Genomic DNA, 14,265 nt, shown 5'->3' on the forward strand with positions numbered 1-14,265 from the left:
TAGGATATTAAAATTAACTAGCACCACGGGTAGTTATTATGTAAATTGATGTCATTCGCATTAGATAGCCAAGACTACCGTCTTCCAATATCTAAAAAAACAGCCCCTTCATCTCTTACAATAATAGGAGGTGAGAGGGCTGTCTTATTTACAATAGAGTATCTATTATAGGTAGTATTTTTTAGCCACTGTTAAGTCATCATTTAATTCATAAACAAGTGGTTGACCTGTTGGGATTTCAAGATCCATGATGTCTTCGTCAGAGATACCTTCGATATGTTTAGCTAGAGCGCGTAATGAGTTACCGTGTGCAGCTACTAAAACAGTTTTGTTGTCTAGTAATGCTGGAGCAATTTTATCTTGCCAGAATGGCAAAGCACGTTCTAATGTCACTTTCAAGTTTTCGCCACCAGGAATATCGCGTTTGTCTAACATTGCGTAACGACGGTCGTTTGCTGCAGAACCTTCGTCAGTTTCTTCCATTAATGGAGGAAGAGTATCGTAAGAACGACGCCAGATGTGTACTTGTTCGTCGCCGTATTTTTCAGCTGTTTCTTTTTTGTTCAAACCTTGTAATTTACCATAGTGACGTTCGTTCAAGCGCCATGATTTGATTTGTGGTACCCAAAGTTGATCTGAATATTCTAAGATCAAGTTACATGTTTTGATTGCACGAGTTAAAACAGAAGTATAGGCAACATCAAATTCGATTCCAGCTTCTTTGATTTTGCGTCCGCCTTCTTTTGCTTCTTCGATTCCTTCTGGTGCTAGGTTTACATCAGCCCAACCAGTAAATTGGTTCAATGCATTCCATTCACTAAGACCGTGACGAGAAAAAACTAATTTTGGCATGTTTAGCTCTCCTTTAAGATAGGTTTATATTTCTGAAAATTTCAGTTCTGTTTTATTGTACAATTTTTTGGAAGAGATTTCCATCGAAAAATTGGATAAGATTCTATGAGAAAACGAGTAGAGAAGATAAAAAAACGAACAGCTGCGAAAGCACTGTTCGTTTTTAGGCATTAGATGCATAATTGCTCGATTTCTTTTTCAGGCAAATTGATATATTTATAACATGTTCCAACTGAAACACCGCATTTTGAAGAAATAAATTGGATTGTTTCTTTTTTTTCGTAATAGAGACGTCGGATTTTTTTGATCGTTTTTGCATCGATTTTTGGTCTTCCGCCGATTTTTCCTTTTTTACGAGCTTCATCTAATCCAACTAATGTACGTTCTTTGATCAATGCGCACTCCATGTTTGCCAGGTTTTCCATCAATTGGAAATAGATTTTCCCCATTTCGCGCGTATCGATTCCTTCATCAATGCTAATCAAGTGCAGCCCGCGGTCTTTGAATAATTGTGTAAGTTCTGTTAATTGCCGTGTAGATTTGCCCAATCGATGAAGTTGGCAGACGACTAGTGCATCGCCTTGCTGCATGTCAGCAATCACTGACTCCAAATGAACAGCAGTAGCATCGTTTTGTTCCACTTCATATGTCTCATGGAAAATTTCTTGACAACCAAAGTCAGATAATTGTTCAACCTGAGTTGTTAAATCAACATCATTTATGGTTGTGCGTGCATAACCAATGATTTTCATGGTGATTCCTTTCTAGCAGTGATTTTCTAACTGGATATAACAGTAAAAATGTAGCATAAAGTACGTCAAAAAGATAGTTTTTTCGCAAATTTTCCGCTGTCTTTTTTTATTGGATGATTAAGCAGTTTTTCTTTATTTATGGCGGATGGCATCAAGAATCTCAACACCTTTTTCTGAGCCAACAACAACTTTTGAAACCATATTTAGGAAAAGTCCATGTTCGACTACCCCAACAAGTTCATCTAAATAGGTAGCTAAGCTTTCTGGTTGTTCAATAACTTCTAGATGCAGATCAATGATATAATGACCACCATCTGTGGTTAGGACTTCGCCGTTTTCGTCTGTACGCAAAACAGGTTGGAATCCTTTTTCGTCAAAAATACGAAGTAGCTGTTGGGAGCCATAAGGGATGACTTCAACTGGGAGTGGGAACTTCCCAAGTTTATGGACTAATTTAGAAGAATCAACGATCCAAATCGTTTCTTTTGAGTACGTAGCGACTATTTTCTCGAAAAGCAAAGCAGCACCGCCGCCTTTTATCCCTTGAAAATCAGCACTGATTTCATCAGCACCATCTATCGTCAGATCGACTACTGGGACTTCATCGATACTCTTTAGCGGTATTCCTAATTTTTCCGCTTGTTCTTTTGTCGCATTTGAAGTAGTGACTCCTGTGATACGTAATCCTTCTTCACGCATACGGCGACCAATCTCTTCTACCATATAATAGGCGGTTGAACCGGTCCCGAGACCAACGATCATCCCGTCCTTTACGAATTTCGCGGCTTCAATGCCAGCTAATTGTTTTAAATTCATCTTTGCATCCACCTTTTTTTAGTTTGAGCTTCGTGCTTTCCTCACTATTTTAGCGTGATTTACGGCAAAAAGATACCATTCTTTTTTATTGCAATAAAGCTTTTTCAAAAAAAATTGCATCTCTTGTTGACATGTTTTTTCATTCGTGATATTCTAACAAAGGTGCTTTATCTACAGGTTTCTGTGAAGAAACGTGCTGACTGTTTATCAAAGCATATTTGATAAGGATGCAGACATTGCATTTATTTTTTATCGCAAAAAAAGAACCACCTGGATGTGTGGAACTAGACGCAAATCGTGGGAAGGAGGAAACAAGGAATGCCTACAATTAACCAATTAGTACGTAAACCTCGTAAATCAAAGGTGGAAAAATCTAATTCACCTGCTTTGAACAAAGGATATAACAGCTTTAAGAAAACTCAAACTAACGTAAACTCACCTCAAAAACGTGGGGTAGCAACTCGTGTGGGTACAATGACACCTAAAAAACCGAACTCAGCTTTACGTAAATATGCACGTGTTCGTTTGTCAAACTTAATTGAAGTTACTGCTTATATCCCAGGGATTGGTCATAACTTACAAGAACACAGTGTTGTATTATTACGCGGTGGTCGTGTAAAAGACTTACCAGGGGTACGTTACCATATCGTTCGCGGTGCTTTAGATACTGCTGGTGTTAACGACCGTAAACAAAGCCGTTCTAAATACGGAACTAAAAAACCTAAAGCTTAATTTTAATTATTAAACAAATGAAACTTGCTTCTATTATATAGAAGTAATTACTATGAACAATATTTCGGAAGGAGGAGTTACGGATGCCACGTAAAGGTCCTGTTGCAAAACGTGATGTTTTACCAGATCCTATTTATAACTCAAAATTAGTAACTCGCTTGATCAACCGTGTAATGGTTGACGGAAAACGCGGGATTGCAGCTAACATTATCTATAATGCCTTTGATTTGATCAAAGAATCTACAGGTAACGATCCATTAGAAGTGTTTGAACAAGCAATGAAAAACGTTCAACCTGTTCTTGAAGTTAAAGCACGTCGTGTTGGGGGTTCAAACTACCAAGTACCAGTTGAAGTTCGCCCTGAACGCCGCGTTACTCTAGGTCTTCGTTGGGTAGTAAACTACGCTCGCTTGCGCGGTGAACACACAATGGAAGAACGCTTAGCAAAAGAAATCATGGATGCTGCAAACAACACAGGTGCTTCTGTTAAAAAACGTGAAGACACTCATAAAATGGCTGATGCCAACCGTGCGTTTGCTCACTATCGCTGGTAAGATTCTCTCTGTTTGGTCGACTTTTATAAGTCGACCTCAGATAGTGTCCTTATTTTTAGCAACTAGATAGTAAAGAGAGGAGAAACAAGGAGAATGACCAGAGAATTTTCTTTACAAAACACTCGTAATATCGGTATCATGGCCCACATCGATGCTGGTAAAACGACTGCTACTGAACGTATCTTGTACTATACTGGTAAAATCCACAAAATTGGTGAAACTCATGAAGGAGCTTCACAAATGGACTGGATGGAACAAGAACAAGAACGTGGTATTACGATCACTTCTGCTGCTACTACAGCACAATGGAAGGGTCATCGAATCAACATCATCGACACACCAGGACACGTAGACTTCACAGTTGAAGTTGAACGTTCATTGCGTGTACTTGATGGTGCTGTAACTGTTCTTGATGCACAATCAGGTGTTGAACCTCAAACTGAAACAGTTTGGCGTCAAGCAACAACTTACGGTGTACCTCGTATCGTATTTGCAAACAAAATGGACAAGATCGGTGCTGACTTCTTATATTCAGTATCAACTTTACATGACCGTTTGCAAGCAAACGCTCACCCAATCCAATTACCAATTGGTGCGGAAGACGACTTCACAGGAATTATCGACCTTGTAACAATGAAGGCTGAAATGTATACAAACGATCTTGGAACAGAGATCGAAGAAACAGAAATTCCTGAAGAATACCGCGAATTAGCTGAAGAATGGCGCGAAAAATTGGTTGAAGCTGTAGCTGAAACTGATGAAGAACTTACTTTGAAATACTTAGAAGGTGAAGAAATCACTGAAGCTGAGTTAAAAGAAGGTATCCGCCGCGCAACAGTTAACGTAGAATTCTACCCAGTACTATGTGGTTCAGCATTTAAGAACAAAGGGGTTCAATTACTATTGGACGCTGTTCTTGATTACTTGCCATCACCGTTAGATATCCCAGCTATCAAAGGGATTGACCCTAAAACTGATGAAGAAGTAGAACGTCCTGCAGACGATAGCGCTCCTTTCTCAGCTTTAGCATTTAAAGTTATGACTGACCCATTCGTAGGCCGTTTAACTTTCTTCCGTGTGTACTCTGGTGTTTTAAAATCAGGTTCATACGTACAAAACGCAACAAAAGGCAAACGCGAACGTGTTGGTCGTATCTTACAGATGCATGCCAACTCTCGTTCAGAAATCTCTGAAGTTTACGCTGGAGATATCGCTGCTGCTGTTGGTTTGAAAGACACAACTACTGGGGACACACTATGTGATGAAAAGAATCTAGTTATTCTTGAATCAATGGAATTCCCAGAACCAGTTATCCAAGTCGCTATTGAACCTAAATCAAAAGCTGACCAAGATAAAATGGGTGTGGCTTTACAAAAACTATCTGAAGAAGATCCTACTTTCCGTGCTGAAACAAACGTGGAAACAGGCGAAACAATCATCGCTGGTATGGGTGAACTTCACTTAGATATCATCGTTGACCGTATGCGTCGTGAATTCAAAGTTGAAGCTAACGTAGGTGCGCCTCAAGTATCTTACCGTGAAACTTTCCGTGCTGGCACTCAAGCCGAAGGTAAGTTTGTACGTCAGTCTGGTGGTAAAGGTCAATACGGTCACGTATGGATCGAATTTACACCAAACGAAGAAGGTGCTGGTTTCGAATTTGAAAATGCGATCGTCGGTGGGGTTGTTCCTCGTGAATACATTCCAGCTGTTGAAGCTGGTTTGAAAGATGCTATGGAAAATGGTGTCTTAGCTGGCTATCCATTAGTAGATATCAAAGCTAAACTTTACGATGGTTCATACCATGATGTCGATTCAAATGAAACTGCCTTCCGTGTTGCTGCTTCTATGGCATTACGTGCAGCAGCTAAGAAAGCTAATCCAGTAATCCTTGAACCAATCATGGCTGTAGAAGTTGTTATCCCTGAAGATTACTTAGGTGATGTTATGGGCCACGTAACTGCTCGTCGTGGACGTGTTGAAGGTATGGAAGCTCGCGCTGGCGGCCAACAAGTTGTTCGTGCGATGGTTCCACTTGCTGAAATGTTTGGTTATGCTACAACTCTTCGTTCTGCTACTCAAGGTCGTGGTACATTTACAATGACATTTGACCACTACGAAGATGTACCAAAATCAGTACAAGAAGAAATCATTAAGAAAAACGGCGGAAAAGCTGAATAATTTCTTAAAACCGGATAGTCCTGCAAAGAGATTATCCAAAGAGACTATATTTTTAATATAGTTTCGTGTAAAATAATTATCGATGATATGGGCATGTGGTGTACCTTGTGTACATCATATACCTATCAGACAAATAAAAAATATATTGTATTTTTAGGAGGACATTTTAAAATGGCAAAAGAAAAATTTGACCGTTCTAAACCACACGTTAACATTGGTACTATCGGACACGTTGACCATGGTAAAACTACATTAACAGCTGCAATCACAACTGTACTATCTAAGAAAAACGGCGGCCAAGCTATGGCTTACGATCAAATCGATGGTGCTCCAGAAGAACGCGAACGCGGAATCACAATCTCAACAGCTCACGTTGAGTATGAAACAGATACACGCCACTACGCTCACGTTGACTGCCCAGGACACGCGGACTACGTTAAAAACATGATCACTGGTGCTGCTCAAATGGACGGAGCTATCTTGGTAGTTTCTGCTGCTGATGGCCCAATGCCTCAAACTCGTGAACACATCCTATTGTCTCGTCAAGTTGGTGTTCCTTACATCGTTGTATTCTTGAACAAAGTAGACATGGTTGATGACGAAGAATTACTAGAATTAGTTGAAATGGAAGTTCGTGACCTATTAACAGAATACGAATTCCCTGGTGACGATGTTCCTGTAGTTGCTGGATCAGCTTTGAAAGCTTTAGAAGGCGACGCTTCATACGAAGAAAAAATTCTTGAATTGATGGCTGCAGTTGACGAATACATCCCAACTCCAGAACGTGACAACGACAAACCATTCATGATGCCAGTTGAAGACGTGTTCTCAATCACTGGACGTGGGACTGTTGCTACAGGTCGTGTTGAACGTGGACAAGTTCGCGTTGGTGACGAAGTTGAAGTTGTTGGTATTGCTGAAGAAACTTCAAAAACAACAGTTACTGGTGTTGAAATGTTCCGTAAATTGTTAGACTACGCTGAAGCTGGAGACAACATTGGTGCTTTACTACGTGGTGTTGCACGTGAAGACATCCAACGTGGACAAGTTTTAGCTAAACCAGGTACAATCACACCTCATACAAAATTCTCTGCAGAAGTATATGTGTTGACAAAAGAAGAAGGTGGACGTCATACTCCATTCTTCACTAACTACCGTCCACAATTCTACTTCCGTACAACTGACGTAACAGGTGTTGTTGAATTACCAGAAGGAACTGAAATGGTTATGCCTGGCGACAACGTAACAATGGAAGTTGAATTAATCCACCCAATCGCTATCGAAAACGGTACTAAATTCTCAATCCGTGAAGGCGGACGTACAGTTGGTGCCGGTGTCGTTACAGAAATCAAAGCTTAATTGAATTAAGCAAAACTAAGCAACATTTATTCGGACGTAATCGCTCGGAATGAAGATCTCAGGATCTTTGTTTCCGAGCTTTTTTATTTATTGCAGGATCAGGAAAGAAAAGACAGGGTATTATAATAGAAGGAACGCGAAATAAAAGAATCAGTATTTTCTAAATGAAACTTTATGAAAACAAAATGTTTTTTACAAGAAAAAGCCTTGCGTTGTGAGTTTATATATATTATAATGACAAAGGTGCGTTTACTTTAGTGAATTGCACAGACGTAATCAGAATGATTTCGTCGGCTAAGAAACGAGAGGTTGCGACACGCCCGGACGCTTTGCCACGAACGAGCGTGACGGAAATTTTCGTGGAGCTATGTCTACTTTTCAAAATAGGCGAAGGAGGGAACAAGATGGCAAAACAAAAAATTCGTATCCGTTTAAAAGCGTATGAACACCGTATTTTAGATCAATCAGCGGATAAAATCGTGGAAACTGCAAAAAGAACTGGAGCTAGCGTGTCTGGTCCAATTCCATTACCAACTGAACGCAGTCTTTACACAATCATTCGTGCGACTCATAAATACAAAGATTCACGCGAACAATTCGAAATGCGTACACACAAACGTCTTATCGACATTGTGAACCCAACACCAAAAACTGTTGATGCTTTGATGAAGCTAGACTTACCATCTGGTGTAAACATCGAAATCAAATTATAAAACTAAAACAAAAATAATGGAGGTGTACTCATGACCAAAGGAATCTTAGGGAAAAAAGTGGGAATGACACAAATCTTCACTGAATCTGGTGAATTAATTCCAGTTACTGTTGTAGAAGCTACGCCAAACGTAGTACTACAAGTGAAAACAATGGAAACGGATGGCTACGAAGCTATTCAAGTTGGTTACCAAGATATGCGTGAAGTTTTATCAAACAAACCTGCGAAAGGTCATGTTGCAAAAGCAAACACGGCTCCTAAGCGCTTCATTCGTGAATTCAAAAATGTTGAGCTAGGAGAATATGAAGTAGGAAAAGAAATTACAGTAGATGTTTTCCAAGCAGGAGACATTATTGATGTAACAGGTACTACGAAAGGTAAAGGATTCCAAGGGGTTATCAAACGCCACGGACAAAGCCGCGGACCAATGGCTCACGGTTCTCGTTACCATCGTCGTCCTGGGTCAATGGGTCCAGTTGCACCTAACCGTGTATTCAAAAACAAACGTCTTGCTGGCCGTATGGGTGGCAACCGCGTAACTATCCAAAACTTGGAAGTTGTACGTGTAGATGCAGAAAGAAATGTTATCTTGATCAAAGGTAATGTTCCTGGAGCGAAAAAATCTTTAATCACTATCAAATCAGCTGTGAAAGCTAAATAATTGTAGGAAGAAAGGAGGAACTAAGGAATGCCGAATGTAGCATTATTCAAACAAGATGGAAGCCAAAACGGTGAAATCACACTTAACGAAGAAATCTTCGGAATTGAACCTAATGAAAGTGTTGTTTACGATGCAATCGTAATGCAACGTGCGTCATTAAGACAAGGAACACACGCGGTTAAAAACCGTAGCGCTGTTCGTGGCGGTGGACGTAAACCATGGCGTCAAAAAGGAACAGGTCGTGCACGTCAAGGATCTATCCGCTCACCACAATGGCGTGGAGGTGGCGTAGTCTTTGGACCAACACCACGTTCTTACAGCTACAAACTTCCTAAAAAAGTTCGTCGTTTAGCAATGAAATCTGTATTGTCAGAAAAAGTTGCTGAAAACAACTTGGTAGCAATCGAAGGCTTGAACTTCGACGCACCAAAAACAAAAGAATTCAAACAAGTTCTTGCTAACTTATCTATCGACTCTAAAGTATTGGTTGTTCTAGAAAAAGGTAACGACTTTGCTGCTTTATCAGCACGTAACTTACCAAACGTTTCTGTAGTAACTTCTGATAATGTGAGTGTGCTAGACGTTGTATCAAATACAAAAGTGTTAGCAACACAAACTGCTCTTACTCAAATTGAGGAGGTGCTTGCATAATGAACTTACTAGACGTAATCAAACGCCCAGTGATCACTGAAAAATCAATGCTTGCCATGGATGACAAGAAATACACTTTTGAAGTGGACACTCGCGCAAACAAAACTTTAGTAAAACAAGCGGTAGAAGCTGCTTTTGACGTTAAAGTCAAAAACGTGAACATCGTGAACGTACGTGCGAAATTCAAACGTATGGGCAAATATGCAGGATATACAAAAAAACGTCGCAAAGCGATCGTTACATTGACTGAAGATTCAAAAGAAATCCAATTATTCGAAGCTGCTGAATAAGCACTAATAGATAACTCATTAAATTAGGAGGGAAAAACGTGGCGATTAAAAAGTACAAACCTACCTCAAATGGTCGTCGTAACATGACAGGTTCTGATTTTGCTGAAATCACAACATCAACACCTGAAAAATCATTGTTACAACCATTGAAAAACCATGCTGGACGTAACAACAACGGCCGCATCACTGTACGTCATCAAGGTGGCGGACACAAACGCCAATATCGCGTGATCGACTTCAAACGTAACAAAGACAACGTTGTTGCAACTGTTCAAACGATCGAATATGATCCAAACCGTTCAGCTAACATCGCGTTAGTACACTATGAAGATGGAGTGAAAGCTTACATCTTAGCACCTAAAGGACTAGAAGTGGGTATGAAACTTGTTTCAGGTCCAGAAGCAGACATCAAAGTCGGAAATGCTCTTCCATTAGAAAACATTCCAGTTGGTACTGTTATCCACAACATTGAAATGAAACCTGGTAAAGGTGGACAATTGATCCGTTCTGCTGGTACAAGTGCTCAAGTACTTGGTAAAGAAGGCAAATACGTATTGATCCGCTTGAACTCTGGTGAAGTTCGTATGATCTTAGCTGCATGCCGCGCAACAATCGGTTCTGTAGGTAACGAACAACACGAATTAATCAACATCGGTAAAGCTGGACGCTCTCGTTGGATGCGTAAACGCCCAACTGTACGTGGTAGCGTAATGAACCCTAATGATCACCCACACGGTGGTGGTGAAGGTAAAGCTCCTATTGGACGTAAAGCACCAGTTTCTCCTTGGGGTCAACCAGCTCTTGGTTACAAAACTCGTAACAAAAAAGCTAAATCAGACAAACTTATTGTTCGTCGTCGCAAAAATAAATAATTACTTTGACCATGTGTCGCACATTTTGAGAGGAGGTTCACCATGGGTCGTAGTTTAAAGAAAGGACCTTTTGTCGATGAGCATTTAATGAAAAAAGTTGAAGCTCAAGCAGGGGTTGAAAAGAAAAAAGTTATCAAAACTTGGTCACGCCGTTCAACAGTTTTCCCAAGTTTTGTTGGATATACCATCGCAGTTTATGATGGACGTAAACATGTACCAGTTTACATCCAAGAAGACATGGTAGGACACAAATTAGGTGAATTTGCACCTACAAGAACTTATCGTGGACATGCTGCTGACGATAAGAAAACGAAACGCTAATTTGAGGGGAGGATAAATCCAAATGGCAGAACAAATCACATCAGCTAAAGCAACTGCAAAAACAGTTCGCACTTCACCTCGAAAAGCCCGTTTAGTAATTGACCTTATCAGAGGTAAAAGTGTCGCAGATGCAATTTCAATCTTGAAATTCACACCAAACAAATCTGCTGGAATCATTGAAAAAGTATTGATGTCAGCAGTTGCGAATGCAGAAAATAACTTTGACTTAGATGTTGAAAACTTGGTAGTAACCGAAGCTTTTGTTAACGAAGGACCTACAATGAAACGTTTCCGTCCTCGTGCAAAAGGATCAGCTTCTCCAATCAACAAACGTACAAGTCATATCACGGTAGTCGTATCAGAAAAATAAGGAGGGATAATCAGTGGGTCAAAAAGTACATCCAATTGGAATGCGTGTAGGCATCATCCGCGACTGGGATGCTAAGTGGTATGCTGAAAAAGAGTATGCTGAGTTCTTACACGAAGATTTAAGAATCCGTAAATTTATTTCAACTAAACTTGCTGATGCTGCTGTATCAACAGTTGAAATCGAACGTGCAACAGGTCGCGTAAACATTTCAATTCACACAGCTAAACCAGGTATGGTTATTGGTAAAGGCGGTTCTGAAGTCGAAAGCCTAAGAAAAGAATTAAACAAATTAACTGGTAAAAGAATCCACATCAACATCGTGGAAATCAAAAAACCAGATCTAGATGCAAAATTAGTAGGTGAAGGAATCGCACGTCAATTAGAAAACCGTGTTGCTTTCCGTCGCGCTCAAAAACAAGCGATCCAACGCTCAATGCGTGCTGGCGCTCAAGGTATCAAAACTCAAGTATCTGGTCGTCTAAACGGAGCAGATATCGCTCGTTCAGAAGGATACTCAGAGGGAACTGTTCCTCTTCATACTTTACGTGCGGACATTGATTACGCATGGGAAGAAGCAGATACAACATACGGAAAACTAGGAGTTAAAGTGTGGATCTATCGTGGAGAAATTCTTCCAACTAAAAAAAACACTGAGAAAGGAGGGAAATAATCATGTTAGTACCTAAACGTGTAAAACACCGTCGTGAATTCCGCGGAAAAATGCGCGGGGAAGCTAAAGGCGGAAAAGAAGTAGCATTCGGTGAATACGGTTTGCAAGCTGTTGATTCACATTGGATCACAAACCGCCAAATCGAAGCTGCTCGTATCGCAATGACTCGTTACATGAAACGTGGTGGGAAAGTATGGATTAAAATTTTCCCTCACAAATCTTATACTGCCAAAGCAATTGGGGTACGTATGGGTTCTGGTAAAGGGGCACCTGAAGGATGGGTTGCACCAGTAAAACGTGGTAAAATCATGTTTGAAATCGCAGGCGTTCCTGAAGAAGTAGCTCGTGAAGCGTTACGTCTAGCTTCTCACAAATTACCAATGAAAACTAAGATCGTAAAACGTGAGGAAATGGGTGGTGAATCGAATGAAGGTTAAAGAAATCAGAGAATTAACCACTGCCGAAATGCTTGATCAAGAAAAACAATTAAAAGAAGAATTGTTTAATCTTAGATTCCAATTAGCAACAGGTCAATTAGAAAACACTGCACGTATTAAAGAAGTACGTAAATCGATTGCACGCATCAAAACTGTGTTGCGTGAACAAGCTAAGTAATTATGGAAGGAGGCCATTAAGCGTATGACTGAAGGAAGAAATCAACGCAAAGTTTATCAAGGTCGCGTGGTTTCAGACAAAATGGATAAAACAATTACCGTTGCTGTCGAAACAAAGAAAAACCACCCTATCTATGGCAAACGCATGAACTATTCTAAGAAATACAAAGTGCATGATGAAAACAACACAGCAAAAGTTGGCGACATCGTGAGAATTATGGAAACTCGTCCATTATCAGCTACAAAACGTTTCCGTTTGTTGGAAGTAGTCGAAGAAGCAGTTATTATCTAATAACACGAGATTTTCCTATATAGATTGAATGCAAAATCTGAAAGGAGGATACACAACGTGATCCAAGCAGAAAGTCGTTTAAAAGTCGCTGATAACTCAGGCGCACGTGAAATTTTGACGATCAAAGTCCTTGGTGGATCTGGTCGTAAAACTGCTAACATCGGTGATGTGATCGTTGCTACGGTTAAACAAGCAACGCCAGGTGGGGTTGTCAAAAAAGGTGACGTCGTTAAAGCCGTTATCGTTCGAACAAAATCAGGAGCTCGTCGTACAGACGGTTCATATATTAAATTTGATGAAAATGCTGCAGTGATTATTCGTGATGATAAAAGCCCTCGTGGAACACGTATCTTTGGGCCAGTTGCACGTGAACTACGTGAAAACAACTTCATGAAGATCGTTTCACTAGCACCAGAAGTTTTATAATCTTGAGACACTTATCAAAGGAGGTGCGAAACAGTTATGTTTGTTAAAAAAGGCGATAAAGTTAAAGTTATCACTGGAAAAGACAAAAACAAAGAAGGCGTTGTACTAGCAGCGTTCCCGAAAAAAGATAAAGTTATTGTCGAAGGTGTAAATGTCGTTAAAAAACACCAAAAACCTTCTCAAGCTGCTCCTCAAGGTGGAATTATTGAGATGGAAGCGCCAATTCATGTTTCTAACGTGATGGTGGTTGACTCTACTGGTGTAGCTGGCCGAGTTGGCTACAAAGAAGTAGACGGCAAAAAAGTCCGTGTTTCTAAAAAAACCGGTGAAGTTTTAGATAAATAAAAGTTTAAGGAAGGAGGGTCTTACTGAATGAACCGCCTAAAAGAAAAATATCTTAAAGAAGTAACTCCATCATTGATGGAAAAATTTAACTATAGCTCTGTTATGCAAACACCTAAAGTTGAAAAAATCGTCATCAACATGGGTGTTGGTGATGCGGTATCAAACGCTAAAAACTTAGATAAAGCAGTTGAAGAATTAACTTTGATCACTGGTCAAAAACCAATGATTACAAAAGCTAAAAAATCAATCGCTGGATTCCGTTTACGTGAAGGAATGCCAATTGGTGCAAAAGTTACATTGCGCGGAGAAAGAATGTACGAATTCTTAGACAAATTGGTTTCAGTTTCACTACCACGTGTACGTGACTTCCATGGTGTAAGTAAAAAAGCCTTTGACGGTCGTGGAAACTATACTTTAGGTATTAAAGAACAATTGATCTTCCCAGAAGTAGATTATGATTTAGTAGATAAAGTACGTGGTATGGACATCGTTATTGTAACAACAGCAAACTCTGATGAAGAATCTCGTGAGTTGTTGACACAATTAGGCATGCCATTCCAAAAATAATTAAAGGAGGCGAACTACGTGGCTAAAAAATCAATGATTGCTAAAAACAAACGTCCTGCAAAATTTTCAACACAAGCTTATACTCGTTGCGAACGTTGCGGACGTCCACATTCAGTTTATCGTAAGTTCCATCTTTGCCGTATTTGCTTCCGCGAACTTGCCTATAAAGGTCAAATTCCCGGCGTGAAGAAAGCTAGCTGGTAAAAAGTAAATTCGCATAAGAAGGAG

At 40.0% G+C, this 14,265-nt stretch carries 22 protein-coding genes; 19 read left to right on the top strand and 3 right to left on the bottom strand.

Translation table 11 applies throughout. From position 1 onward, the window contains the following. Positions 1-165: 165 nt before the first annotated feature. The 3 genes from gpmA to rpiA all read right to left on the bottom strand — a co-directional run bounded on the left by gpmA (position 166) and on the right by rpiA (position 2,420). On the bottom strand, positions 166-852 hold the full coding sequence (gene gpmA / locus HMPREF2731_RS06420) for a 2,3-diphosphoglycerate-dependent phosphoglycerate mutase (RefSeq protein WP_002290434.1): 687 nt from the start codon (positions 850-852) through the stop codon (positions 166-168). A 170-nt stretch (positions 853-1,022) separates the two neighbouring features. Beyond that, positions 1,023-1,604 (bottom strand): recombinase family protein, encoded by a 582-nt coding sequence (locus HMPREF2731_RS06425; RefSeq protein WP_002290435.1) that lies wholly within the window; start codon positions 1,602-1,604, stop codon positions 1,023-1,025. Positions 1,605-1,736: 132 nt separating this feature from the next. Further along, entirely contained in the window at positions 1,737-2,420 is a 684-nt protein-coding gene (gene rpiA / locus HMPREF2731_RS06430) for a ribose-5-phosphate isomerase RpiA (protein WP_002290438.1), read from the bottom strand. Positions 2,421-2,738: 318 nt separating this feature from the next. On the opposite strand from rpiA, the gene rpsL reads away from it, so the two are divergent. The 19 genes from rpsL to HMPREF2731_RS06525 all read left to right on the top strand — a co-directional run bounded on the left by rpsL (position 2,739) and on the right by HMPREF2731_RS06525 (position 14,241). Then, positions 2,739-3,152, top strand: a complete 414-nt coding sequence (gene rpsL, locus HMPREF2731_RS06435; protein ID WP_002294318.1) for a 30S ribosomal protein S12 — start codon at positions 2,739-2,741, stop codon at positions 3,150-3,152. 83 nt (positions 3,153-3,235) lie between these two features. Then, positions 3,236-3,706, top strand: a complete 471-nt coding sequence (gene rpsG, locus HMPREF2731_RS06440; protein WP_002290440.1) for a 30S ribosomal protein S7 — start codon at positions 3,236-3,238, stop codon at positions 3,704-3,706. A 93-nt stretch (positions 3,707-3,799) separates the two neighbouring features. Further along, entirely contained in the window at positions 3,800-5,887 is a 2,088-nt protein-coding gene (gene fusA / locus HMPREF2731_RS06445) for an elongation factor G (protein WP_002290441.1), read from the top strand. Between the two features lie 171 nt (positions 5,888-6,058). Beyond that, the gene (gene tuf / locus HMPREF2731_RS06450) at positions 6,059-7,246 is read left to right on the top strand and encodes an elongation factor Tu (RefSeq protein WP_002290442.1); all 1,188 of its coding nucleotides are present in this window, start codon (positions 6,059-6,061) and stop codon (positions 7,244-7,246) included. A 404-nt stretch (positions 7,247-7,650) separates the two neighbouring features. Beyond that, positions 7,651-7,959, top strand: a complete 309-nt coding sequence (gene rpsJ / locus HMPREF2731_RS06455) for a 30S ribosomal protein S10 (protein ID WP_002290443.1) — start codon at positions 7,651-7,653, stop codon at positions 7,957-7,959. A gap of 30 nt (positions 7,960-7,989) precedes the next feature. Continuing rightward, the gene (rplC, locus tag HMPREF2731_RS06460; protein WP_002290445.1) at positions 7,990-8,619 is read left to right on the top strand and encodes a 50S ribosomal protein L3; all 630 of its coding nucleotides are present in this window, start codon (positions 7,990-7,992) and stop codon (positions 8,617-8,619) included. A 27-nt stretch (positions 8,620-8,646) separates the two neighbouring features. Next, positions 8,647-9,270: a 50S ribosomal protein L4 gene (gene rplD / locus HMPREF2731_RS06465; RefSeq protein WP_002290446.1), complete on the top strand. Its 624-nt coding sequence runs from the start codon at positions 8,647-8,649 to the stop codon at positions 9,268-9,270. Next, entirely contained in the window at positions 9,270-9,560 is a 291-nt protein-coding gene (gene rplW, locus HMPREF2731_RS06470; RefSeq protein WP_002290449.1) for a 50S ribosomal protein L23, read from the top strand. Before rplD ends, rplW begins: the two co-directional genes overlap by 1 nt. 38 nt (positions 9,561-9,598) lie before the next feature. Continuing rightward, on the top strand, positions 9,599-10,432 hold the full coding sequence (rplB, locus tag HMPREF2731_RS06475; protein ID WP_002290451.1) for a 50S ribosomal protein L2: 834 nt from the start codon (positions 9,599-9,601) through the stop codon (positions 10,430-10,432). A gap of 42 nt (positions 10,433-10,474) precedes the next feature. Beyond that, entirely contained in the window at positions 10,475-10,753 is a 279-nt protein-coding gene (gene rpsS, locus HMPREF2731_RS06480; protein ID WP_002288655.1) for a 30S ribosomal protein S19, read from the top strand. A 22-nt stretch (positions 10,754-10,775) separates the two neighbouring features. Further along, a complete protein-coding gene (gene rplV / locus HMPREF2731_RS06485) occupies positions 10,776-11,123 on the top strand; it encodes a 50S ribosomal protein L22 (protein WP_002290452.1) in 348 nt (115 codons plus the stop codon). A 13-nt stretch (positions 11,124-11,136) separates the two neighbouring features. Further along, entirely contained in the window at positions 11,137-11,793 is a 657-nt protein-coding gene (rpsC, locus tag HMPREF2731_RS06490; protein ID WP_002288659.1) for a 30S ribosomal protein S3, read from the top strand. Positions 11,794-11,795: 2 nt separating this feature from the next. Then, on the top strand, positions 11,796-12,230 hold the full coding sequence (gene rplP / locus HMPREF2731_RS06495; RefSeq protein WP_002288661.1) for a 50S ribosomal protein L16: 435 nt from the start codon (positions 11,796-11,798) through the stop codon (positions 12,228-12,230). Then, positions 12,220-12,408, top strand: coding sequence for a 50S ribosomal protein L29 (gene rpmC, locus HMPREF2731_RS06500; RefSeq protein WP_002288664.1), 189 nt, complete (start codon positions 12,220-12,222; stop codon positions 12,406-12,408). The genes rplP and rpmC overlap by 11 nt, the downstream gene beginning before the upstream one ends. Positions 12,409-12,432: 24 nt before the next feature. Then, entirely contained in the window at positions 12,433-12,699 is a 267-nt protein-coding gene (gene rpsQ / locus HMPREF2731_RS06505) for a 30S ribosomal protein S17 (RefSeq protein ID WP_002288668.1), read from the top strand. Positions 12,700-12,756: 57 nt separating this feature from the next. Next, complete coding sequence (gene rplN / locus HMPREF2731_RS06510) at positions 12,757-13,125, top strand: 50S ribosomal protein L14 (protein WP_002288669.1); 369 nt, start codon at positions 12,757-12,759, stop codon at positions 13,123-13,125. Between the two features lie 36 nt (positions 13,126-13,161). Continuing rightward, positions 13,162-13,470, top strand: a complete 309-nt coding sequence (rplX, locus tag HMPREF2731_RS06515) for a 50S ribosomal protein L24 (protein ID WP_002376689.1) — start codon at positions 13,162-13,164, stop codon at positions 13,468-13,470. A gap of 27 nt (positions 13,471-13,497) precedes the next feature. Beyond that, positions 13,498-14,037 (top strand): 50S ribosomal protein L5, encoded by a 540-nt coding sequence (gene rplE, locus HMPREF2731_RS06520; protein WP_002288671.1) that lies wholly within the window; start codon positions 13,498-13,500, stop codon positions 14,035-14,037. A gap of 18 nt (positions 14,038-14,055) precedes the next feature. Beyond that, positions 14,056-14,241 (top strand): type Z 30S ribosomal protein S14, encoded by a 186-nt coding sequence (locus HMPREF2731_RS06525; protein WP_002288673.1) that lies wholly within the window; start codon positions 14,056-14,058, stop codon positions 14,239-14,241. The last annotated feature ends 24 nt before the right edge of the window (positions 14,242-14,265 follow it).

The sequence above is a fragment of the Enterococcus sp. HMSC072F02 genome, from assembly GCF_001837725.1.
In the GTDB taxonomy this organism is placed as follows: domain Bacteria; phylum Bacillota; class Bacilli; order Lactobacillales; family Enterococcaceae; genus Enterococcus_B; species Enterococcus_B lactis.